Genomic DNA, 21,791 nt, shown 5'->3' with positions numbered 1-21,791 from the left:
CGTTATGAAAAGAAAACTAATTTCATTCATTATTTTAGCTTTGGCCACAGTTTCTCTTTATGCCATTCCTGCCAAGCCTGGTATCTGGAAGACGCTGAAACTAGCCAATGGTCAAACAATCGAAGTACAGCTTCGGGGCGATGAGTTTATGAAGTTCTGGCAAGATAAGGATGGCAAGAACTATACGATGACCGAAAAGGGGCTGGTTACAGCCAATATGGAGAATCTTGTACAGCGCAGCAAGGAACTCAGAGCCAGTAATCAGGGACCTTATCTTACGAGAGGTGGCTTGGTTAAGACCAATGCCCGTACCAATGCCCGCCAGAAAGTATCCTATATAGGAAAGAAACGCTGCCTCATTATCCTGGTTCAGTTTTCCAACAAGAAGTTCTCGATGGCTGATCCTAAGGCATTCTATAACAGAGTAGCCAACGAAGAAGGCTTCAGCGAAGGAAACTTCCGTGGTAGTGTCAAGGACTATTTTCACGCACAGAGCAACGGTCAGTTCGACCTGACCTTTGATATTGCTGGTCCTTATACCCTTGCCAATTATGAGGTTTATGGTGAAAACTCAAAGGATGGTGGCGACAAGAATCCGCAAGGCATGGTAGCAGCAGCCTGCCAGAATGCCGTGAATGATGGTTGGAATCTCGCTCCTTACGATTGGGATGATGACGGAGAAGTAGATCTTGTATTTGTCCTATATGCAGGTCGTGGTGAAGCTACAGGTGGAGATGCCAATACGATATGGCCGCATAAATACAATTTGCCAATGCCTACTGCGTATGGAGACAAAAAGGTTTATACCTATGCATGCAGTAATGAGTTGGCTTCTGATACTAGAATAGATGGTATCGGAACCATCTGCCATGAATTCTCCCATTGCTTAGGTTTCCCTGATGCTTATGATACGCAGTATAAAGGCTTTTATGGCATGGGAACCTGGGATTTGATGTGCTCTGGCAGCTACAATGGCAACAGCTATTGTCCTGCCGGATATTCAGCTTACGAGAAGTATGCTGCCGGCTGGATAGAACCAGTTGAATTAACCGAGAATGTTGAAGTGACCGGTATGGCTACAGTAGCCAAGGGAGGTAATGCCTATAAATTCACAAACCCTGGTTTCAGTGATGAGTATTACATCATCGAAAACCGCCAGCAGGAAGGCTGGGATGCGGGTCTGGCAGCTTCGGGTATCATCATCAATCATATCAACTATGATGAAAAGATATGGGAAATCAATATGCCGAATACCAATGATCCAGAATATAACCAATTTGAGCATATTACATTCATTCCTGCTGATAACAGCAAGAAAGAAAATGATGAAAAGGGCGACGCCTGGCCTTATAATGGGGTCAATGCCTTAGGTAGCAAGACTACTCCTGCCGCAACCACTCAGCATGAAAATACGGATGGTAAGAAACTGATGAATATCTCTATCAGCGATATCGCCATGGCGGAAGATAAGACGGCTTCTTTCAAATTCATCAACTATAATGTAGCCTCTTCACAGGATGGATACATCTTCCACGAGTCCTTTGACAAGTGTCAGGGTACGGGTGGCAATGACGGCAGTTTCGTACCACCAATGTTGAGTCATGACTTTGCTACAGGAACCTTTGCACCTGATGTTGAGGGATGGACCTGCAATTATCAGAAGGGTGGAAACCAGTGTGGTCGTTTCGGTACGACTTCGGCTGCTAATGTCACCCTCACATCTCCAGAGTTCGAGTTGAATGGTGAGGCAAAGCTTACCTTTAAATGTGCTCCTATTGGTAAGGCTGATGTTACGCTCAATTTGTCAGCAGAGAATGCAGAATTGGATATCCAGAGCATTCCTATGAAGAATGGTCAATGGAACGAAGCTGTTGTGACAGTAAAGTCAAAGGGCAAGACAAAGCTCACCTTTACTTCTTCCAAGGCATTCTTCCTGGATGAAGTTTATCTGCAATCTACTACCACGGGTATCGGTCAGCTGATAACAGATGCCAAATCTTCTTCTCCATATACCTATGTATATAATGCCGAAGGTCAGCTGGTATGCAAGATGAAGACCTCTGAGTTCCAGAAGAACAATATTCCTGGCAATGGCTTGTTTATCCTGAAGTGTGGAAACAATACCATGAAGATTGTAAAGTAAGCTATCGGACATATATCTCTCATATATATAATAAGGTGTATCCTTCTTGCCTCATACATCGGGCAAGCGAGGATACACCTTATTCTTTTTATCTCCTTCACCCTCAAACATTTTTCAATAATTCCTTGCTTCTTTCAGAAGAAAAGCGTATCTTTGCAAAAAAAGGATTACCTGTAAATGCGTGGGGGCTCGAATAGATGCCCCTACTTAAAATTTATGGCACATGTGCCACTTTTTTAAAGTAGAAGCCTATTCTAATATGTTTCGTTGCAAAAGAAAATCAAACAAGCTTATGAACAAGATGCCTGCTTCATTGTGATGAGAAACAATATTGTCCTTTACTATGATTATCTTCTGGAAGTTATCTGAGATATGTTTTAGTGATGCTGATTTTTGTTCTATCTTTTCCTTATCAGGAAGAGCAAGGGCAGACTGGATGTAATAACGCTTAGAGCCATTGTTGACTACAAAATCTACTTCCAATTGCTTGCGTATCATTCCTTGTTGCGGCGTTCGGGTACGAGTTTCTACCATACCAACATCCACAAGATAGCCACGGCATCGTAATTCATTGTATATCACATTTTCCATGAGATGGGTTTCTTCTATTTGACGGAAATCCAGAAGGCTATTGCGCAGTCCTAAGTCTACGAAATAGTATTTAGACAATGTACCGATGTACTTTTTCCCCTTAATGTCATACCGCATCGCTTTCTCTATCAGGAAGGCTTCTTGCAAGAATCCTAAGTAATTGTCGATTGTTAACGGAGACAGGTCTGCATTGCTTACGCTCTTGAAAGTGTTGCTCAATTTATTCGGATTGCATGGTGAGCCTACCGATGATGCCATTACTTTAACAAGAGAGTCGAACTCCAAGTTTTTCTTGACATTATTTCTGTCTATCAAGTCTTTTAGATACACCGTAGTATAGAGATTACGCAGATAACTCACCTTCTTTTGCTGGGTATCCAAAGACAAGATTAAAGGCAAACTGCCATACGTAATATAATCTCGCCATGCATCTTCTTTGTTGCCATCGTAAGCCGATACATATTCTGAAAAAGACAGAGGGTAAATACGTATTTCATCACCTCTTCCTCTGAACTCTGTGGCAATGTCGGAAGATAGAAACTTAGAATAGCTTCCTGTTACGTAGACATCCACATTGTCTATATGAAGAAGACTGTTCAAGGCTCCAACAAAGTTGTTTACCATTTGAACTTCATCCAATAGGACATAATGAATTTCAGAATCTTTGATGTTACCTTTAATATAGTGTAGCAGTTTCTTGGGGTCACAGTATTCATCGTTCAGTATATCATCCAAAGCCAGAGATATAATATGATCTGGAGAAATGCCATCTGCCAGGAGATGATCTCTAAACAACTTGAATAGAAGATATGATTTGCCACATCTTCTGATACCTGTAACTATCTTTATCAAGCCATTTTGTTTGCTTGATATGAGTTGGTTGAGATAATATTCGCGCTTAATTTCCTTCATGCTACTTAAAAATTCTGGCACATGTGCCACTTTTTTTAAGTGCAAAGATATGCGAAAGTAGAGTTCTAACCAAAAATTTTTAGATTTATTATACTAATAAGATGTATCCCCCTAGCCTTTCATCATCGAAGGCTAAAGAGTATACACCTTATTTTATATAAATACGATATACTCTTTCTAGAATTTCTTGGAATACTCACTTTCTGTTAATGCCGTTTCGGAAACAGTAAACGAAGTGGTACTGCTATTATTGAAGAAATTACCCTCGTAACGGGTTAACTTACCCTTTACCAGATGCACATTGTCAAAATTGCACTCCTTGATGACCTTGCCATTCTTGTCCTTAGCCTGCGACTTTACATGAAGATTCTCTACATCATCAGCCTTCAAAAGCGTATAGACCGTGAAGAATAAATGATTGTACTGGTACTTCTTGGCATCAAATACTCTTTCGTAATGGATAGGAGCCTCTGTCTTGCATGTGCCGGTAGCAGGATTGAATACCACACCGCAATCTCCGGAAATCTCTATGGATTCGCCGGCTACATTTAATGGAGTTTTAATAGAGCTCCTGAGAACGAAGGCACTCACGCCCCGTGACAATGTGGCATCAAAATTCTGGTTGCTTACTTGAGGACTGACCGTAATATCCTTATAGGCATAAACCATATCGGTGACCTGATCATTCGGAAATCTGACTTCGGTAGCCGACTTGATGGAAATACGATTATCCAAAGGCATAGGGGTGACTGCGGCTACAGCAACCATGTGGTAAGTGCCTTCAGGAACATCGAAGGTTACCTTGCCGAAATTATCGCCCAGACTGTCTTGTCTTACGACATAGCCTGAATCATTCTCGGAATCAATAGGTATCAATGCTACCTCCAGTTCTGAAAACCTGTGGCAGGTTGCCAAGGTCGTTTTGTTATCAGCACGGGTGGAATGCATACGTGCCGATGAGACATCTGAGGCAGAAGAGATATCTTCTATCGTTTTCTCGAAGAAGCTAATGCTTACCTCATGGTTAGTTACCTGTGATGATTCGTTCATCACGTTTTCCTTGGAACAACTACATAAAAGTAGTATAGCGGAGACCAGCATCAGGCCTATGCTTTTACTCTTGTTCATCTTCTTCTTTTCGTTTGAGTCAGATGCCGGAACCCCCGGTATTATCGGCTAGTACGCATTTGAATGATACAAGCAAATGGCTTTTGTACTAACGTTGCACAAAAATAGTGAAAATATGAATCCGTTGTACTTTTATTGACTTATTTCTTTGTTTTCTTAACAATTTATAACGAAAGAGGGCGATACACCACTGAGAATGCATCGCCAGAGAGAATATTGGCAATGTCGCCATCACTTTCTACTACGAGGGTAGGGGCGATGAGTGACTTCAGAATGGGTTGCTGTTACCATTGTCAGAACCATCGGAGTCGATGATGACACCATCAATAACGAAGATAGGTTGGGAAGTGGCATTCAAAGAGTTGGTACCGCGGATGCGCATGATACCATAACCTACGACGACAACTTCGTTCAGAGCCTGGGCATCTGATTCCAAAGTTACATCAATAGGACCATTGCCAACTTTAATTTCTTTATCCTTGTAGCCAAGATAAGAAATCTGTAAAGTTGCACCTTTAGGAGCCTTCAATACGAAGTTACCATCTAGGTCGGCGACGGTAGCTGAGTTTGGTTGCCCCTTAACACGAACTGTCGCTCCAATTACTGGACCATCGTCTGCGACTACTGTACCTTTTACATTACCGTTTTGAGCCACTGCAGTCTGATATGGGAATGCAACGAATATAAACTGCAAAGACAGGTACTTTAAAGCATTACCTGCATGTTTCATGATTAATTGGTTTTTATGATTTAATTGGTTTAAAACTCGTTCGTTGGTTTATATACGAATTTTGTTTTTATTGATTTTCTGCTGCAAAGATATGCCCTTTTTCGTAAAGTGCAGTATTTGTATCTTGCGTGTTTTTAAATGTTTCATGTACGATAAAACCGACATATTAGGGCAAAAAAAAGGGGATACGCAGCAGCAAATCCCCTTTATACCTTATTATATATAGACGTTTTAGTATTCGTATAGCTTGATGTGGAGTATTTTATTGTCGCCACATGAGATGCGGGCATGGCGTCCCTGGTGGTCCTGATCGCCATTATCACGGCGGATAAACTGTAATTTACCGTTTTTGTCTACTTCAACCTGGTCAACATATCCGATACCGATACGCTTGCCTTTGAAAGTAGCGGTTTGTTTCTTTGTTTCGGTTCCACCGTTGTCAACAAATCCGTCCTCACCGAGTTTCTTTTCTTCAGCTTGCGCTTTTTCTGTCTTACTTTGGAAAACTACGACGATACCATTACCAGCTATGATGTATTCGTTCTTGGCTAGTTTCACGATTAAGCCACCGCCTTCTGGCCATTTACTCCCATCTGTAGCGCGAGGATCCCATGGTAGCGTGAAGAAATGGCGGCAGGTCATGGTAATATCTCCATCTTCAATGATGCGCTCTTTATCTTCCTGGTCGAAGAGTAATCCCCAGTTTTTACCCTTTCCCTGATGCTGGAGCAGGAGAGGGGAGAGCTGATTGATAACCTTGTATGAACGTCTGAGACTGTTCTTTACCTTGAAGTTAGCTTCATCGAGAGCAAACGGACTGAAACTGATGGCATCTGTTTCGCCGAAGGTATAATATGCCTTTACGCCGCTATTGATATCGCATTTCACTTCTGGAGTGAAGAAAGGATTGTCGACACGCTTGTATTTCTCTACCCATCCCTTATAACCGGTATCATAGATATCTGGTGCAAAAATATCGATACTTGGTGCACCACATTTCCAGATGTCAATCAGATGGGCAAGTGGGCCGGCAGAAGGGTATTCGCCTGGTTTTCTGCCACGGCTGTTCATTGCTGCATTTACATACATCGGAATATTGTAGATGGCTTTGCCGGCTGAGGCTAGCTGCTCTACATACTTGGCATAATAATATGCTTGGAATTTCTCGTCAGCATAACGGTCTGTTCCGAAAACTTCTGCCCATGTACCTTTCTTCTTGAGCTTGAGTGCCTTGAGCAATGAAGCAGGAACGGGTTGTCTGTAAGCTTTTTCGGCAAGAGGAGAATGATCGCGGGCAGATTCGAGCATGCCGATTTCGTTTTCTACCTGCATCATGATGACGGTATTCTCTTGACTGTCTACAGCTTTGATGTGTTTCATCAGTTCGCAGAATGCTCGCTTGTCTGCTTGAAGCAGGTTATCGCTGAAGGCTGTGCATATCTCTAATGGCTTACCGTTCTCTGTGAGTGAACGAGGGAAACGCTTGGTGTTTTCCTTTACCCATAGTGGAGCATAGCAGCTCATGGAGTTCTTCCAGGCACCGAACCATAGGAAGACAATCTTCAAGTCATGCTTACGGGCAGTTGTGATGACGCTGTCTACGAGTGCAAAATCATATTTGCCCTCATTAGGTTCTACAAATTCCCAATATGCAGGAACGAAGACGGAGTTGACTCCGCTATTCTTCATCTGTTTCAATGCTTTCCTGATGTCGGCAGGACTCGTTGCGGCAGAGTTGCTTAACTCACCAGCCAGGAGAAGCATCGGCTTGTCATTGACAACAAGCTGGGTTGCAGAGCCTTGCTTCTGCAGTTTCACTCCTGCTTGTATATTGATGCAGCATAATAATGCTAGAAAAGATAATACGATCTTATTCATAAATCTTCATTTTAGAGAATGTCTGAAAATACTTGAGACAGGTATTGCGCCATTCCTTGGCGTTTTCCAACTGCACATTGAGCAATGAATCGGTATGTTGCCATTCCTGTTCATGACCCTTCATATACTGTTTGGCTGAGGTGTGCCAGAAGTCGCGATATACTTCAACCATCGCTACACCCATGTTGTACTTCATGCAAAGTTCCTGCCAGAGGGTGCTTCCTGATTTCATCTTGTAATTCCAAGGCACATGATGGAACCATAGGAGATATTCTTCTGGGCAAGTCTCTATGTTGTTATACAGACTGCGATATGGTTCCGGATACTGACCAACGGCATCTGTACCTTTGGATGAGCGGTCGAAACCTACACCCTGAGCATCTGCCTTGTGATAGTATACTGGGCACCATTCCAGAGGATAACTTGCAATGAAACCATCAGGTTCCGGACCGTAGTGGTGATCGAACTTGAAGATATGATGTAAGCCCAATGGCATCATATAGTTGACGCAAGCTTCACGTGAGGTCATCATCATCATCTCTACAGGTTTGGTGAACTTCTCGTTCTGATTTTCGTAGGTCTGTACGAGCCATTCGTGAGCAATCTCCTCGGCTGTAAGTGAAGGATTCCATGCCAATCTGCCGAAAGCATACCAGTTTGCCTGTGAGAAAGGATGACCACACCAGTTGGCATCATCACCGATATTGGCTACACCTGAGATTCCAACCAGTTTGTTTGGATTGACAAAATCAAAGAATTCCTTCCACATTGGGGCGAGATAGGTGAGGTGCTTAGACTGACCAAGATATTCCTGGGTAATCTGAAGTTCTGCTATCTGTGGAGTCTGTTTGATGTTGTCGAAGATAGGAGCGTATGGCTCACGAGGCTGGAAGTCGAGCGGGCCGTTCTTTGACTGTAGGATTACGTTGTCACGGAACTTGCCATCCATACCTTTGAATTCGCTGACAGCTTGTTTTACACGGTCTTCTCCCTTATGGTTGGCACCATAAACAAAGCTTCGCCACATGATGATGCCTCCGTATGGTTTGACGGCATCGGCAAGCATATTGGCTCCATCGGCATGGGTGCGGTGGTAATCGCCAGGACCAGGCTGTCCTTCAGAATTGGCTTTTACCAGGAATCCGCCAAAGTCAGGGATGGTAGCATATATTTCCTTTGCTTTTTTCTTCCACCACTGCTGAACCTTCTTATCCAGTGGGTCGGCAGTCTTGGTATAGCCCAATGCCATAGGAGAAGCAAAGTTGATGCTGAGATAAACTCGGATTCCGTATGGACGCAGGATGTTGGCGATGACCTTCACCTTATTAATGTATTCAGCAGTCATCATTTTTGGTGATGCATTTACATTGTTCAGTACGCTTCCGTTGATTCCGAGCGATGCGTTGGCACGGGCATAGGTGATGAGACGGTCGTGAAGACTCTTGCTGATGCTGCCACCCTTGCCGTTTTTGCCGAGTTTGATTTCTTCCCATTTGAAGATGCTCTTGCCGGCATAGCCACGTTCGATGCTGCCATCGAGATTATCCCAATGGTTGAGAATGCGGAGACCCACTTGTGGTTTCTCTGTTTCATCTATAGCTTTACTGAAGTTCTGTTGATTGCCGCTACCTGTGTTGTAGGCATCGGTGTTCTGAAGTCGAATCAGCTCGTAGGCACCGTAGAGCAAACCGATAGGATTGCTGGCGGTGATAGTTGCTTCGTACTGAATGTTGTCGCCTTGCTGTGCAGGACGGGCGTAGATGTTATAGCCCTCGCCAAGATTCAGAGCTTTGTCTATCTTGAGCTCAACATTCTTGCCACGCCAGTTGTTTTCCAACTCCTGCTTGGCAATCTTGGCTGTTGCATCATCAGGCAACTGTGAGATGACTTGGCATGAGTTAGCATACTGCTTTCCGAGCCATAACTGTGAACCGTCACTCTGTGCAGAAACATGGAGTGATGTAAGTACCGTAATTAATAAAATAAGGTATTTCTTCATATCTTTGCAGATCGTTAGTTTGTATTGTTATTGTTTCTGCTGCAAAGATACGAAAAAATACCTTATTCTCTTCTATTTGTTGTTTATTTCTTATTTCTCTTTGTTTCAGCATATTCACTTGGTGACATGCCATAGTGTTTCTTGAACACTGTAGAGAAATGGGTCTGGTTGTTGAATCCCACAGAGTAAGCTACTTGCGTGATATTAATCTGTCCTTCTTCGATAAGACGTGCAGCTTGCTCCAATCGTAAGTTACGGATGAATTCACCAGCAGAGACGCCTGCTATTTCTTTCAGCTTACGGTGCAGTTGGGCACGGCTGATGCCTACATCCTCTGTCAGTTTTTCAACGTTGAGGTCTGGGTCGGCCAGGTGCTCGTTCATATATTTCATCACTCTCTCAATGAGAGCATCGTTGTTGCCCTTCACCTGTATCTGCTCTATCTTAGCTTTCTGTCCCTGTGCGCCGCTGTATTTGCCACGGATGCGTCGGACATTGTCTACCAGGTTGTCGATGAGAATATGAAGTTCTTCCATATTGAAAGGCTTCGCCAGGAAGGCATCAGCACCCTTACGCAATCCCTCTAGTCGGTTTTCTACTTCGCTCTTGGAGGTGAGCAGGATGACTGGAATATCGCTTACGTTAGTGTTACTCTTTATCTTCTTGAGCATGGTAACACCATCCATTTCCGGCATCATCACATCGCTTATCACGAGATCATATTTGCTGGTGAGCAACATCTTGAGACCCTCCTTTCCGTTGCAGGCATGTTCAAATCGATACCAGTCGCTCAGTTCGGTCTTGATATAATGTGCAATCTCTGCATCGTCATCTACTATCAGGATATTGAAATTGCGGTTGGCTTGCGTTCTTTTACCGGTGGATTCGGCAGTTTTTGTGCCATCCTCCTGCAGGATCTCCTCTGGCTTGAGGTGTTCCTTGCCCAATGGAATGTTTACCTCGAAGCAGGAACCCTTGATTCCATCGGTGCGATTATAGGCTCTGATAGTTCCTCCATGCATCTTGACGAGGGCTCTGCAGAGGTTCAGACCAATTCCGGTTCCCTCGATATGAATGTCGCTGTTGTTATTGCCTTGATAGAAACGGTCGAAGAGGCGGTCAGTCTTTTCTTCCTTCAGTCCGATACCTGTATCTTCAACCTTGATGATGGCACTCTTCTCATTCTTTCCTATGATAATCGTAATATCACCGCCATCCGAGGTATACTTCATGGCGTTGGAGAGTAAGTTGGAAATAACCTTGTCAAAGTTGATGCGGTCTATCCATACTTGCAGGTTGCCTTCCTCGTTTAGGGTCTCGTCCTCCTTCAGGCTAAGAGTGATGCTACGTTCCTGGGCATTGAAGTTGTAGAGAGATACTATGCCACGCAGGAACTCCTTAAGGTTGGTCTTCTGGCAATGCAGGTGCATCTGGTTCTTGTCTATCTTGCGCTCGTCAAGAATCTGATTGACCAGGAGCAGAAGTCGCTTGGCATTGCGGTCTATCATGTCGATATCCTGTTTGCTCTCTGCGTCTTCTAGTCTATTCTTCAACTTGTTGAGAGGTCCCATAATCAGGGTCAACGGTGAACGGATGTCGTGAGTGGCATTGATGAGGAACTGCATCTTGGTTTCCTCTAAGTCTGCTTTGCGACGGCGTTCGTAAGTATAGAATACGTAAAAAACAGCACTCACGATGGCCAGGAAATAGAGAAGATAGGCCTCTGGTGATGCATACCAAGGGTTACACACCTTGATGTTGATGACAGTTGGCTTCTTCGAATATTGACCATTGCTGGTGGCTCTTACTTCCAGCTTGTAATTGCCAGGCTTCAACTTGTTGAAGGATACGGCATTAGTTCCCTCGTTGGTGCTGCTCCAGTTGCCGCCATTGATGCGATATTGGAAACTGATATTGTCAGTGTTCTTATAGTTGAGCAGAGAGAACTCCAATGTGAATGAGTTTTCTGAGTATGGTATCTTGAAGTTGTCGCTGAGACAATTGGTTGCCTTTCCGGCTTTGATGAAGTTGGTAAGGTATACGTTACCCATCTCCATCTTGTTGGCTCTCACTACGTTAGGATAGAAAGTGGTGATGCCGTCGCTTGTGCCGAAGGCTACCATGTCATCGGATGTATGCATCATGGAACCTAAAACATATTCACGTGTGGTGAGTCCGTTGCCATTGATGTGTCCGATGAATCGTTTGGCGTTTGTGTCATATTGCCAGATTCCCATGGTTGTGCTAACCCAATAGTCGCCCTTGTGGTCTCTTACGATACCACATGTCTGCTTGCCTGTTAATGCTTCAGCGTGAGGGAAGTCTACCACCTTGTTCTTTTTGCGGTCGAAGAGATAGAGTCCTTTTTCAGTACCCATCATGATGTCTCCGTCCTTTCCTTCGCAAATGCCATTTATCTGCTTGTCTTTTAGGATATTGTGCCATCCGAAATCCTTGAAGCTGAGTGTCTGCGTGTTGAGGCAGGATACACCGTTGGCTGTACCAATCCATAGATGTCCGGTGTGGTCAAGAGCCATACTGCGAACCCAGTCGTTGCAGAGGTAACCTTTTTTACCTCGGGTACTCATATTGAGGATCTTTACGTTACCGGTTTCCACATTATATATATATAGTCCCTTACTGTAGACCGAAATGTAGAGGTTTCCCTGGTTGTCATCAGTCATACAATAGATGCCGGCACTGGTAAAGCTGATTTTCTGCTGGTAAGCTCCAGTATATGGATTATAGCTGTAGAGTGCACTACTATTGCTGATCCAATAGCTGCCACGCTTGTCTTTGTAGATGATACAGGTTCCGGCTGGTGATTGAGGATGAGCGATAATCTTTCCTGAAGCATCAAAGCAGAAGACGCCACTGTTTTGTACGGTACACCATGTTTCTCCTCTATCGCCTGGCGCAATAGAGGATACACTACTACCTATTATATAGTTTTGTGCTGAGAAACTCCATGAGTTGAAAGCCTGTTGGCGTTGGTTGATGAGATAGAGTCCCTTTTTATAGCATCCTATCCAGAGGTTGTTGTCCTTGTCTTCGATGATGTCATTGACGAAGGCGGTGGATAGATCGAAGTTACTGTTGCTGCTTTCCAGTTGCTCCACCCGGTTGCTTCCTTTCCTGATCAGCAATGCTCCATGCTCAGAGGTACTGATATAGAGATTTCCCTCATGGTCGAAGGTTGCATTATTGATGGTTACGTTATTGGCGTAGGTGCCAAAGTCGTAGCCGGCATCTGCTATTCTGCCCGTCTTATAGTCATAATAGATGATGCCATACATACATACAATGAGCAGGGTTTGTGGACGATGCTGTATGAAAGCCACTGGCGCTCCGTATGGCGATTTGAAGTCTTTGCGGTTCACCTTTCCCTTGTTTTCGATGAATCGGGTAAAGGTGGATAGGTGACTACTCTGCCATAGATAGTGGTGCTGGTCTTCATAGATATGGGTAAAGAATACGTCGAAGTCGCGCTCTGCGTATTGTCTTTCCTGCTTAATCAGGAACTGCTTATCTGCTGCTTTGTCAGAAGCTGCTTTCTTTACGGAATAAAGTCCGTAGCCGGCAGTTCCCAACAGAATATCACCACAGTGATTTTCTACGATAGAGTAGATGCGTGGCTTTCTGCCATCAGGAAAATTGAGACGAGTGAAGTCATTCGTCTCATAATTATAGCGCATCAGTCCCTTGGCACTACCTATCCACAGGTCACCTTTCTTATCAACAAGGAGATCTGAAATGATATTGTCTGTGATGGATGTCGTATCCTTCTCGTCGTGCAGATAGTTGGTGAATCTGTAGCCGTCAAACTTGCTCAGTCCATATTCCGTACCTACCCAAATGTATCCGTACTTATCTTGTACGACACAATTGATGAGCGAACTGGACAGTTTGCCAGATGTGAATAATTCGCCACCATCAGCCCATAGCATGAGTGAGGCGAGGAGTGCGATAAGTGCCGCAAGGCATTTCCTGGTATACTTCATATTTTTGGTCGTTTACTTGTTCTTGTTTGGTTATTGTTGCTGCAAAAGTAGTAAAAAACTGCGAAAGCAACAAATAAAAATGCGATAATATGTTTCGTTTCCTTTTGTTTCTTTGTCTTTTATGCTTTTATTTTGTCTATGAAACAAATAGAAACGTTCTGGTAACTAGATATTAAAGAGCTTTCAATAGTTTTTTGTACATTTGCATCGTGAATAGCGAATTGTGACTAACAAAAATGTAAAACAATGACTAAACAAACAATAAAGATTTTATTGTTGGCTCTCTTGCTGGCAGGAAGTAGTAGCTTGGCTTTCGCACAGAAAGTGTGGAAGGGTTCTTGGGCGACTGCTGTTGAATGGACTGGTAAAGGAGATATGCCTAAGGAAAGCTTGAGCAACCGTTCTTGTCGACAGATAGTTCATGTTTCCTTTGGCGGAGAGGAACTCAGAGTGAAGCTCAGCAATGAGCAGAGCAAGGAACCGGTGGAAATCAAATCGGTGTATATTGCAGATACTGATGTTCCAAGCAATTGGGGAATTCTGACCAAGACGGTGAAGTATCTTAAATTCAATGGCAAGAAGAATGTAACCATTGCTCCAGGCAAGGCTATCTTCTCAGATGATTTGAAATATGCCTTGAAGAGTGGACAGCGCCTTACGATTACCATCGACTATGGCAAGCAGACTCCAGTGAATGCAACATCCCATCGTGGTTCACGTACTACCTCTTATATAGTAAGTAATGTAAAGGGCAAGGCGGTGAAACCTGCAGATGCAGCTTTCGATAAGCAGGAAAAGGCTGACCACTGGTACAATCTTTCTGCCATTGATGTGAAGACCGATAAGGCTACCCCAGTGGTGGCTATCCTCGGAAACTCTATTACCGATGGCCGTGGAAGTACTACTAACCATCAGAACCGCTGGACCGATTTCCTCTCGGATGCTCTGAATGCAGAGAAGCCATACGGCGTATTGAATCTCGGTATCGGCGGCAACTGTGTAGTGCAAGGTGGATTGAGCGAACCAGCTATGAAACGTTTCGACCGTGATATCCTGGGACAGACAGGTGTAGATAAACTCATCATCTTCGAGGGAACCAACGATATCGGTTGCTGCGGTGGAAATTATGAGCATGTAACAGATACCCTGATTGCCTGCTACAAGGTGCTGATAGCGAAAGCCAAGGCAAAGGGAATCAAGGTGTATGGCGGAACCATCACCCCAACCAAGGGCAACGGATGGTATTCTTTCTGGCATGAGGCTATGCGACAGACCGTGAACGAATGGATCAGAAAAAGTGGTGCCTTCGACGAGGTCATCGATTTCGATGAGCTGACCCGCGATCCGAAAGACCCTCAGCGTCTGAAGGCTGAGTATTCTGACGACTGGCTGCATCTCAATCCGAAGGGATATGAGGCAATGGGCAAGTTTGCCGCAGAGAAATTGAAGTAAATATATTATATGCATCTTTTATGTTATATATATAATAAGGTGTAAACTTAATGACTGAATAAAATATGGAACAGACAACTGTATCACAGGAATCTAAGGGATTCTACAAACTGAATTGGCTACAACGCATCGGATTCGGATCTGGCGACTTGGCACAAAACCTCATCTACCAGACCATCTGTATGTATTTGTTGTTCTTCTACACCGACATCTACGGACTCAATCCGGGTGTGGCTGCTACCATGTTCCTGGTGGTTCGCCTGGTCGATGTACTTTGGGACCCATTGGTGGGAACTTATGTAGATAAGCATAATCCACGTTGGGGTAAGTATCGTTCATATCTCGTCCTGGCGGGTTTGCCACTCACCGTACTTGCCATCCTCTGTTTCTGGAATGGTATGGAAGGACAGACAGAAACCATCAAGCTCATCTATGCTTACGTAACATACGTAGGCTTGTCAATGCTCTATACATTGATTAATGTGCCTTACGGAGCCTTGAACTCTTCGCTGACTCGCGATACAGATGAGATAACCATTCTCACCTCTGTACGTATGTTCATGGCAAATGTGGGTGGACTCTGTGTATCGGCAGGTGTTCCAATCCTGGTAGCCATGCTCGCAGCAGCCAAGGATCTCCCTATCGAAATGGCGCTCTTCATGGGTTTGGGTTCTCTGCCATCCTTCATCTTTATGCCGCTGGTGCCTGCCATCAAGAAAAAGGTAGGCAAGAAGAATATGTTCTACATCTTCCTTACTGTGGCTATCGTGGGTATGGCGATGCTTTATTTCATCAGCAAGATGGGACCAGTAAAGGATTATATCACGCTGGTTTATATTGCACAGTTCATCAAGTCAACAGGTGTTATCGTAGCTACAGGTTATATGTGGGCTTTGATTCCTGAGGTTATTTCCTATGCTGAATATACCAGTGGCAAGCGTATTGCCGGTATTGTCAATGCCCTGACCGGTATCTTCTACAAGGCTGGTATGGCTTTGGGTGGTGTTGTTCCTGGTGCAGTCCTTGCATGGACCGGTTATCAGGCTGCGGCAGCTCAAGAGAGCAACTCGCTTCCTATCGATGGTAATGCCTGGTTTGTTGCCATGCTGATCTATGCTCTGGTAGGTTTCGCCCTTCTGGTATTCTGCTTTACCCAGACCAAGGAGCGTGTGGTAATGGACGAGAAGGAAACCAAGAACGTTAAGGTGAGCGACCTGTGGACAGAATTTTTCCATAACCGTCCTCTCCGTATCGTGGCTCTCTTCTTTATCACCGCCTTCGCCATGATGTCGGTTGGTAATGCTGCCGGTGCTTACTTCATGAATGATTTGGAGCAGCAGAGTGCGCTGGCACAGGAGGGTATCCGCTGGCTGGTATGCGTGATTCCTGCCATCCTGCTGGGTTTGGCGATGTTCATCATCTCTAAATATGAGTTGACAGATGAGGTCATCGACGATATCAACAAGAAGATTGAAGCTCGTCATCAGGAAGAAAAATAAGATACTGAATTTTAGCATATTAGGAAGTTAAAGGAGTTAAGGAGTTAGGACGTATGTCTCGCTGCTTAAAAACTGCGCCAAAAAGACTATTGTCTTAACTCCTCAGCGACCGTAGGGAGCGATAACTCCTTAACTTCTTTAACTTCTGAACTTGCGAAACTTGAATAAAATAATAAGTGTACAATGAAAAGAATATCGACTTTTGCCTTGGGCTTGATGCTTGCTTCTGCAGCTTTTGCCCAGAAAAGTAATAACGCTCAAATCCCAACATTCCAGGAAACTATGGGCAAATATTTCCTGGTTGGTGCAGCGGTTAATACTTCTCTGACTGACGGACAAGACCCGGCAGGTGAGGAAGTAGTGAAGAAACAGTTTAACCAGGTGGTAGCCGAGAATTGTATGAAGGGTGAGAAGAATCATCCGGAGGTGAATCGCTTTGATTTCACCGATGGCGATAAACTCGCTGACTGGGCAGAGAAGAACGGCAAGACCTTGATAGGTCATTGTCTGGTTTGGCATTCTCAGCCACCTAAGTGGATGTTTACCGATGCTAAGGGTAATCTGGTAAGCCGTGAAGTGCTCATCGGCAGAATGTATAACCACATCATGACCGTGGTTACTCATTATAAAGGTAGAGTAAAGGGCTGGGACGTAGTGAACGAGGCATTCGAGGATGATGGCTCTTACCGCAAGTCTTTGTATTATAAGATTATCGGTCCGGAGTTCATCGAGTTGGCTTTCCGCTTTGCGCATGAGGCTGATCCTAACGTAGAGCTTTACTACAATGATTATTCTACTTCGAAGCCAGCCAAGCGAGAGGCTATCTGCAAGCTGGTTCGCGATTTGAAGGCGAAGGGTCTCCGCATCGATGCAGTAGGTATGCAGAGCCACAATGGTTTTGATTATCCTGACTATGCTGAGTATGAGAAGAGCATCGAGGCTTTTGCTGGTGAAGGCGTAAAGGTGATGCTGACTGAGCTGGATATGAACATGCTTCCTAATCCGGAAGGATTCGGCGGTGCGGAAATCAGCCAGAAGTTTGAACTTCAGAAGAAGTACAATCCATACGTGAAGGGTCTTGACAAGAAGGCGCAGAAGCTCTTCAACCAGCGTTATCTCGATCTCTTCAAGATTGTAGAGCGTCACAAGGATGTCATCAGTCGTGTTACCTTCTGGGGTGTCAACGATGGTCACTCTTGGTTGAATGGCTGGCCTATCCCAGGCAGAACCAACTATCCGCTGCTCATCGACCGCAACAACGAGGTGAAGCCAGTGGTGAAGGAAATCGTCAATCTCTTTAAATAAGATCTCTTCAAATAGAATCTCTTAAGATAATATTATCAATCTCTTTAAATATAAGATAACAATGAAAGCAAGATATTTGTTCCCAAAGGATTATATGGCAGATCCATCTGCCAATGTGTTTAACGGTCGCCTGTATGTTTACCCATCTCATGACTGGGATAGCGGTGAAAGCTTCGACGATGATGGCGGTCACTTCCAGATGAAAGACTATCATGTTCTCTCTATGGACGATGTGATGGAAGGTGAGGTAACCGATCATGGTGTGATTCTCGATGTAAAGGATGTGCCATGGGCTGAGAAGCAGATGTGGGACAACGATGTAGTGGAGAAGGATGGCAAGTACTATCTCATCTTCTCTGCCAAGGATTATAATGGCGTGTTCCATCTCGGTGTGGCTGTGGCTGATAAGCCTGAAGGTCCTTTCGTTCCGAATGCCGACCCTATCCGCAAGTCATACAGCATCGACCCTTGTGTGTTCAAGGATGATGACGGCAAGATTTACTGCTACTTCGGTGGTATCTGGGGCGGTCAGCTTCAGTGGTACAAGGACAACAAGGCACTGAAGGATGAGCATCTTCCAGAAGGCAAGGAGAATCCGTTGCCATCTCGTGTAGCTATGATGACAGATGATGTACAGCAGTTTGCTGAAATGCCAAAGCCTGTTGTCATTGTTGACGAGGAGGGTAAGGTATTGCCAGCCGATGATCCTCATCGCTTCTTCGAGGCTAGCTGGATGCACAAGTATAAGGGCAAGTATTACTTCAGCTACTCTACCGGTGATACCCATTATCTCTGCTATGCAGTAGGTGATAATCCTTATGGACCGTTCACTTACAAGGGCGTCATCCTGGAGCCTGTAGTAGGTTGGACAACCCATCATAGCATCTGTGAGTACAAGGGACAGTGGTATCTGTTCCATCACGACTGCGTGCCATCAAATGATACAACCTGGCTTCGCAGCGTAAAGGTGGCTCCTCTCTTCTATGATGAGGAGGGTAACATCTTGCCGGTAAAATAGAATTGATTTTTAGGTTTTAATAGTTTGATGAATAGTTGATACATGAGTTAGTGTTAGTTAGAAACGGGCAGCATCTTCGTGACGAAGGTGCTGCTTTTTTATTTTTTCTTATAACTTTTTGTTTCTTCTTGTAAATTGTTTCTTATCTAATGTTATTTTTAAGTTATTTCTTTCGTTTTGTTATAGATTTCTAAGTTTTTTGTTTACCTTTGTGCCCGTAAACCATTGAAAAGAATGAATTATGTTGAAATTACTGTTAAGGTTATGGTGGCTGCAACAGCGCCGTAACTTCCGCAAGAGAGACGCCTTTGTGGCTTGCTACATCATCTTCCTGTATGTGGTGGTGGGCTTCAGCTTCTTCCAGGGCTTCACCGAGAGTGGAGGAGAACTGAAGGGAGAAGATATGCCGGCATTATTGGGTGCGGGCATCGTAATCGGTATGCTGATTCCTGACATCATCATGAAGATGGTGATGAAGCGGGATATTACGGCAATGGATGATTATGTGAAGTCGCGCCCTGTGCCTGAGAAAATCTGGAACAAGTTCCTGCTCACTACCAATCTCGTGAGCTTCTGGAACTATGTGCTTCCGGTGCTTACGCTTCCGGTGTTCATCTATCTTCTGCCGGCAGCTGAGGCTGTAGCCAGCTTTTTCCTGTTCCTGGAGTTCTCTTTCATCAACGGCATCTACATCACCTGTTACCGCAAGGCTACGGAGTGGATTCTGAAATGGCCTTTGATATTGGGATGGATGGGAATGTTTGCCGTGCTGATAGGATATATGTTTGTGGCTTCCTTCTTCCCGGTATATATGGGATGGATAGGTCTCTTCTTCCTTGCAGGAGCGGTATTCACCGGACTTACCGCCTATCTCTATCACGAAAAGATTTATAACGAGCAGAAACAGAAGGTTTCCAGGTTCCGTGGATTCAGCCATGTCAACCTCTTCAGTCTGCAATATATCGGCACATTGAGAGCAAAGCGTGTCCGTACGATGGTGATTATGATTACCGCCATCTTCCTTTTCGATGCCTATCTCTTCGCCCTGATGCCTTTAGAGCCGGGACAGGAAATGGGGGACAAGGTGGCTATGACTACCCTCTATGTGGCAGGTGCCATCCTGCTGCCATCGGTGGTATTGTCGCAATGGACCTTTGGTATTGAGGCAAACTTCTTCCATGGTTTGATGACCAAGCCGGTAAAGGTGAAGCAGATGCTGCAGAATTGCTTCTATTATTATATGGTAGTGAGTGCTGTCGCCTTGTTGCTCACCCTTCCGTTCCTTTTCCTGCAGGCAGGAATCGGAATCCAGGTGCTTATCAGCGGTTTCTGTCTGGCAGTATTCATCAATCTCTTCAATCTGCCTACAGCACTCTTCTCTTCCCGTCTGGAGATATTCCAGACTTCCATGTTCAGCATGCAGGGAGCGAATCTGAAGATTAATCTTTATGCCATCGCCTTCCTCTTCCCGCTGGCAGGTGTCTGTGCCATCTATCATTTCTTCGGTGAGACGGCATGGTTTATCACCTGCGTAGCGCTGGCAGTCATCAGCATCGCCATCCATAAATGGTTCATCGCCAAGATTGCTGCCATCTTCGAGAAGAACAAGTACAAGCGCATGGAGAAGTTCATGAGTTAAGTGAAGAGTGAAGAACGAAGAGTGAAGAAACAACGTTCGGCGGCCGAAGGGAAAGCCAATTCAATAGCTTTACTAATCATAAAGTTCAAAATTCAAAGTAATCATAAAGTTCAATGTTCAAAGCTCAAAGTTCAAAGTAACAATTAAGTTCAAAGTAATATGATCAAGATTCAGAATCTCAAAAAGATATATAATGGCAATACCGTACTCGATATTGATAATCTGGGTGTTGCAAATGGCGAGTTGATAGGACTCGTAGGTAATAATGGTGCGGGCAAGACCACCTTGCTCCGCCTGATTCTCGACCTGATTCAGGCGGATGATGGTTTCGTGGAAAGCAATGGACAGAAGGTGAACGAGAGTGAAACCTGGAAGGAATATACCGGCAGTTACATCGACGGCAGATTCCTCATCGACTTCCTCACCCCTGAGGAATACTTCGATTTCATCGCTGATGTCTATAATATCGACGATGAAACCCTGCAGGAGCGACTGGCGCAGTTTGAGGGCTTTATGCACGATGAAATCATGGGAACCAAGAAGTATCTCCGTGATTTCTCTCAGGGCAACCGACAGAAGATTGGCATCATTGGAGCGATGATCATCAATCCGAAGGTTCTTCTCCTGGATGAGCCATTCAACTATCTCGACCCATCTTCTCAGATGACTATCGCCCACATGATTCAGCGCATCTGCAAGGAGCAGGGCACCACGGTCATCATCTCCAGCCATAACCTCAACTTCGTTGCCGACATCTCCTCTCGTATCCTGCTGCTGGAGAAAGGCAAGCTGGTGAAGGATCTTCCGAATGCTGATGGCGCTGCCATCGCCGAACTCAACGAGTACTTCGGTATTCAGGCGGAATAAGAACACGATATTACATAGATAAATCTCCCTCTCTGAATCGCCAGCGAAGCAACAGAATTGCTTCCTGGCGATTCTTTTTTTAAAAACCCAGTTTATTTACTCAGCCAGTAAAGTATGGAGCATCAACGAATGAGCCTTATTTAAATTCGAAAGAAGGCTTATTCCACTTTTTGCCTGGTAATGGCACAAAGTTGCCCTTAACTGGGGCAATATAGTGCCATTGCCAGGCATAAAATAATACGTCGGGAGATAAATTTCAATAGGACTGTTACTACGATTCGGCAGAAGCTTTCTGGTTGCAGGTGGAGTCGGTTTGCGTGAGAAAAACCCTACTCTCGATTTCACTCTTCACTCTTCACAGATTCCCCTGAAACCCCGATAAACACTGGGGTTGTGAGAGGTGAAGAGTGCTTGTTCACTCTTCACCACTCTTCACCTTATTGCAAAGCTCGGCCATCATTGATGACAGAAACTAGTCATAATAGATGATTGGGGCTGGTCATAATAGATGACCGAACCGGCAAGTTCTCAATAGAAGTGCAAAAATCTGAGGGGGTTTCAGGCTTAATAATCTATACCTGAAAACACCGAGGGGTTTGGGGGCGAGTAGCCCCCATGTATTGAGCTAT

At 44.6% G+C, this 21,791-nt stretch carries 13 protein-coding genes; 7 read left to right on the top strand and 6 right to left on the bottom strand.

Features of this window, described 5'->3' with window-relative positions:
- Window positions 1-4 precede the first annotated feature (4 nt).
- Window positions 5-2,143 (top strand): M6 family metalloprotease domain-containing protein, encoded by a 2,139-nt coding sequence (locus ACTQ53_RS10675; RefSeq protein ID WP_441933006.1) that lies wholly within the window; start codon window positions 5-7, stop codon window positions 2,141-2,143.
- Window positions 2,144-2,392: 249 nt separating this feature from the next.
- On the opposite strand, the gene ACTQ53_RS10670 is transcribed toward ACTQ53_RS10675, so the two are convergent.
- The 6 genes from ACTQ53_RS10670 to ACTQ53_RS10645 form a co-directional block, all read right to left on the bottom strand.
- Window positions 2,393-3,646: an ATP-binding protein gene (locus ACTQ53_RS10670; RefSeq protein WP_441933005.1), complete on the bottom strand. Its 1,254-nt coding sequence runs from the start codon at window positions 3,644-3,646 to the stop codon at window positions 2,393-2,395.
- A gap of 177 nt (window positions 3,647-3,823) precedes the next feature.
- Complete coding sequence (locus ACTQ53_RS10665; RefSeq protein WP_441933004.1) at window positions 3,824-4,774, bottom strand: FimB/Mfa2 family fimbrial subunit; 951 nt, start codon at window positions 4,772-4,774, stop codon at window positions 3,824-3,826.
- A gap of 268 nt (window positions 4,775-5,042) precedes the next feature.
- Window positions 5,043-5,504: a carboxypeptidase-like regulatory domain-containing protein gene (locus ACTQ53_RS10660; RefSeq protein ID WP_441933003.1), complete on the bottom strand. Its 462-nt coding sequence runs from the start codon at window positions 5,502-5,504 to the stop codon at window positions 5,043-5,045.
- A gap of 231 nt (window positions 5,505-5,735) precedes the next feature.
- Window positions 5,736-7,382, bottom strand: coding sequence for a GH35 family beta-galactosidase (locus ACTQ53_RS10655; protein ID WP_441933002.1), 1,647 nt, complete (start codon window positions 7,380-7,382; stop codon window positions 5,736-5,738).
- The gene (locus ACTQ53_RS10650) at window positions 7,375-9,381 is read right to left on the bottom strand and encodes an alpha-glucuronidase (RefSeq protein WP_441933001.1); all 2,007 of its coding nucleotides are present in this window, start codon (window positions 9,379-9,381) and stop codon (window positions 7,375-7,377) included. Before ACTQ53_RS10650 ends, ACTQ53_RS10655 begins: the two co-directional genes overlap by 8 nt.
- An 83-nt stretch (window positions 9,382-9,464) precedes the next feature.
- Window positions 9,465-13,382: a two-component regulator propeller domain-containing protein gene (locus ACTQ53_RS10645; protein ID WP_441933000.1), complete on the bottom strand. Its 3,918-nt coding sequence runs from the start codon at window positions 13,380-13,382 to the stop codon at window positions 9,465-9,467.
- 246 nt (window positions 13,383-13,628) lie between these two features.
- On the opposite strand from ACTQ53_RS10645, the gene ACTQ53_RS10640 reads away from it, so the two are divergent.
- The 6 genes from ACTQ53_RS10640 to ACTQ53_RS10615 all read left to right on the top strand — a co-directional run bounded on the left by ACTQ53_RS10640 (window position 13,629) and on the right by ACTQ53_RS10615 (window position 21,162).
- Window positions 13,629-14,834 carry an SGNH/GDSL hydrolase family protein gene (locus ACTQ53_RS10640; protein WP_441932999.1) on the top strand — a complete coding sequence of 402 codons (1,206 nt, stop codon included), beginning with the start codon at window positions 13,629-13,631 and terminating at the stop codon, window positions 14,832-14,834.
- Between the two features lie 65 nt (window positions 14,835-14,899).
- The gene (locus ACTQ53_RS10635; protein ID WP_294967336.1) at window positions 14,900-16,333 is read left to right on the top strand and encodes an MFS transporter; all 1,434 of its coding nucleotides are present in this window, start codon (window positions 14,900-14,902) and stop codon (window positions 16,331-16,333) included.
- 183 nt (window positions 16,334-16,516) lie between these two features.
- Complete coding sequence (locus ACTQ53_RS10630; RefSeq protein WP_441932998.1) at window positions 16,517-17,638, top strand: endo-1,4-beta-xylanase; 1,122 nt, start codon at window positions 16,517-16,519, stop codon at window positions 17,636-17,638.
- Between the two features lie 61 nt (window positions 17,639-17,699).
- Window positions 17,700-18,656 carry a glycoside hydrolase family 43 protein gene (locus ACTQ53_RS10625; protein WP_089544108.1) on the top strand — a complete coding sequence of 319 codons (957 nt, stop codon included), beginning with the start codon at window positions 17,700-17,702 and terminating at the stop codon, window positions 18,654-18,656.
- 241 nt (window positions 18,657-18,897) lie between these two features.
- Window positions 18,898-20,295 (top strand): DUF5687 family protein, encoded by a 1,398-nt coding sequence (locus tag ACTQ53_RS10620; protein WP_441932997.1) that lies wholly within the window; start codon window positions 18,898-18,900, stop codon window positions 20,293-20,295.
- 159 nt (window positions 20,296-20,454) lie between these two features.
- A complete protein-coding gene (locus ACTQ53_RS10615) occupies window positions 20,455-21,162 on the top strand; it encodes an ABC transporter ATP-binding protein (RefSeq protein ID WP_295347538.1) in 708 nt (235 codons plus the stop codon).
- Window positions 21,163-21,791 lie beyond the last annotated feature (629 nt).

The organism is Prevotella sp. Sow4_E9_plate, assembly GCF_052116205.1.
In the GTDB taxonomy this organism is placed as follows: Bacteria; Bacteroidota; Bacteroidia; order Bacteroidales; family Bacteroidaceae; genus Prevotella.
Note: the sequence above shows the minus strand (reverse complement) of the source record. Positions and strands in the feature narration are given on the sequence as shown.

Bases quoted from the DNA above. Each gene is read 5' to 3' on its own strand.
- ACTQ53_RS10620 (WP_441932997.1), top strand. From the start codon at position 18,898: ATGTTGAAATTACTGTTAAGGTTATGGTGGCTGCAACAGCGCCGTAAC.
- ACTQ53_RS10640 (WP_441932999.1), top strand. From the start codon at position 13,629: ATGACTAAACAAACAATAAAGATTTTATTGTTGGCTCTCTTGCTGGCA.
- ACTQ53_RS10625 (WP_089544108.1), top strand. From the start codon at position 17,700: ATGAAAGCAAGATATTTGTTCCCAAAGGATTATATGGCAGATCCATCT.
- ACTQ53_RS10650 (WP_441933001.1), bottom strand. From the start codon at position 9,381: ATGAAGAAATACCTTATTTTATTAATTACGGTACTTACATCACTCCAT.
- ACTQ53_RS10655 (WP_441933002.1), bottom strand. From the start codon at position 7,382: ATGAATAAGATCGTATTATCTTTTCTAGCATTATTATGCTGCATCAAT.
- ACTQ53_RS10660 (WP_441933003.1), bottom strand. From the start codon at position 5,504: ATGAAACATGCAGGTAATGCTTTAAAGTACCTGTCTTTGCAGTTTATA.
- ACTQ53_RS10675 (WP_441933006.1), top strand. From the start codon at position 5: ATGAAAAGAAAACTAATTTCATTCATTATTTTAGCTTTGGCCACAGTT.
- ACTQ53_RS10615 (WP_295347538.1), top strand. From the start codon at position 20,455: ATGATCAAGATTCAGAATCTCAAAAAGATATATAATGGCAATACCGTA.
- ACTQ53_RS10630 (WP_441932998.1), top strand. From the start codon at position 16,517: ATGAAAAGAATATCGACTTTTGCCTTGGGCTTGATGCTTGCTTCTGCA.
- ACTQ53_RS10635 (WP_294967336.1), top strand. From the start codon at position 14,900: ATGGAACAGACAACTGTATCACAGGAATCTAAGGGATTCTACAAACTG.
- ACTQ53_RS10670 (WP_441933005.1), bottom strand. From the start codon at position 3,646: ATGAAGGAAATTAAGCGCGAATATTATCTCAACCAACTCATATCAAGC.
- ACTQ53_RS10665 (WP_441933004.1), bottom strand. From the start codon at position 4,774: ATGAACAAGAGTAAAAGCATAGGCCTGATGCTGGTCTCCGCTATACTA.
- ACTQ53_RS10645 (WP_441933000.1), bottom strand. From the start codon at position 13,382: ATGAAGTATACCAGGAAATGCCTTGCGGCACTTATCGCACTCCTCGCC.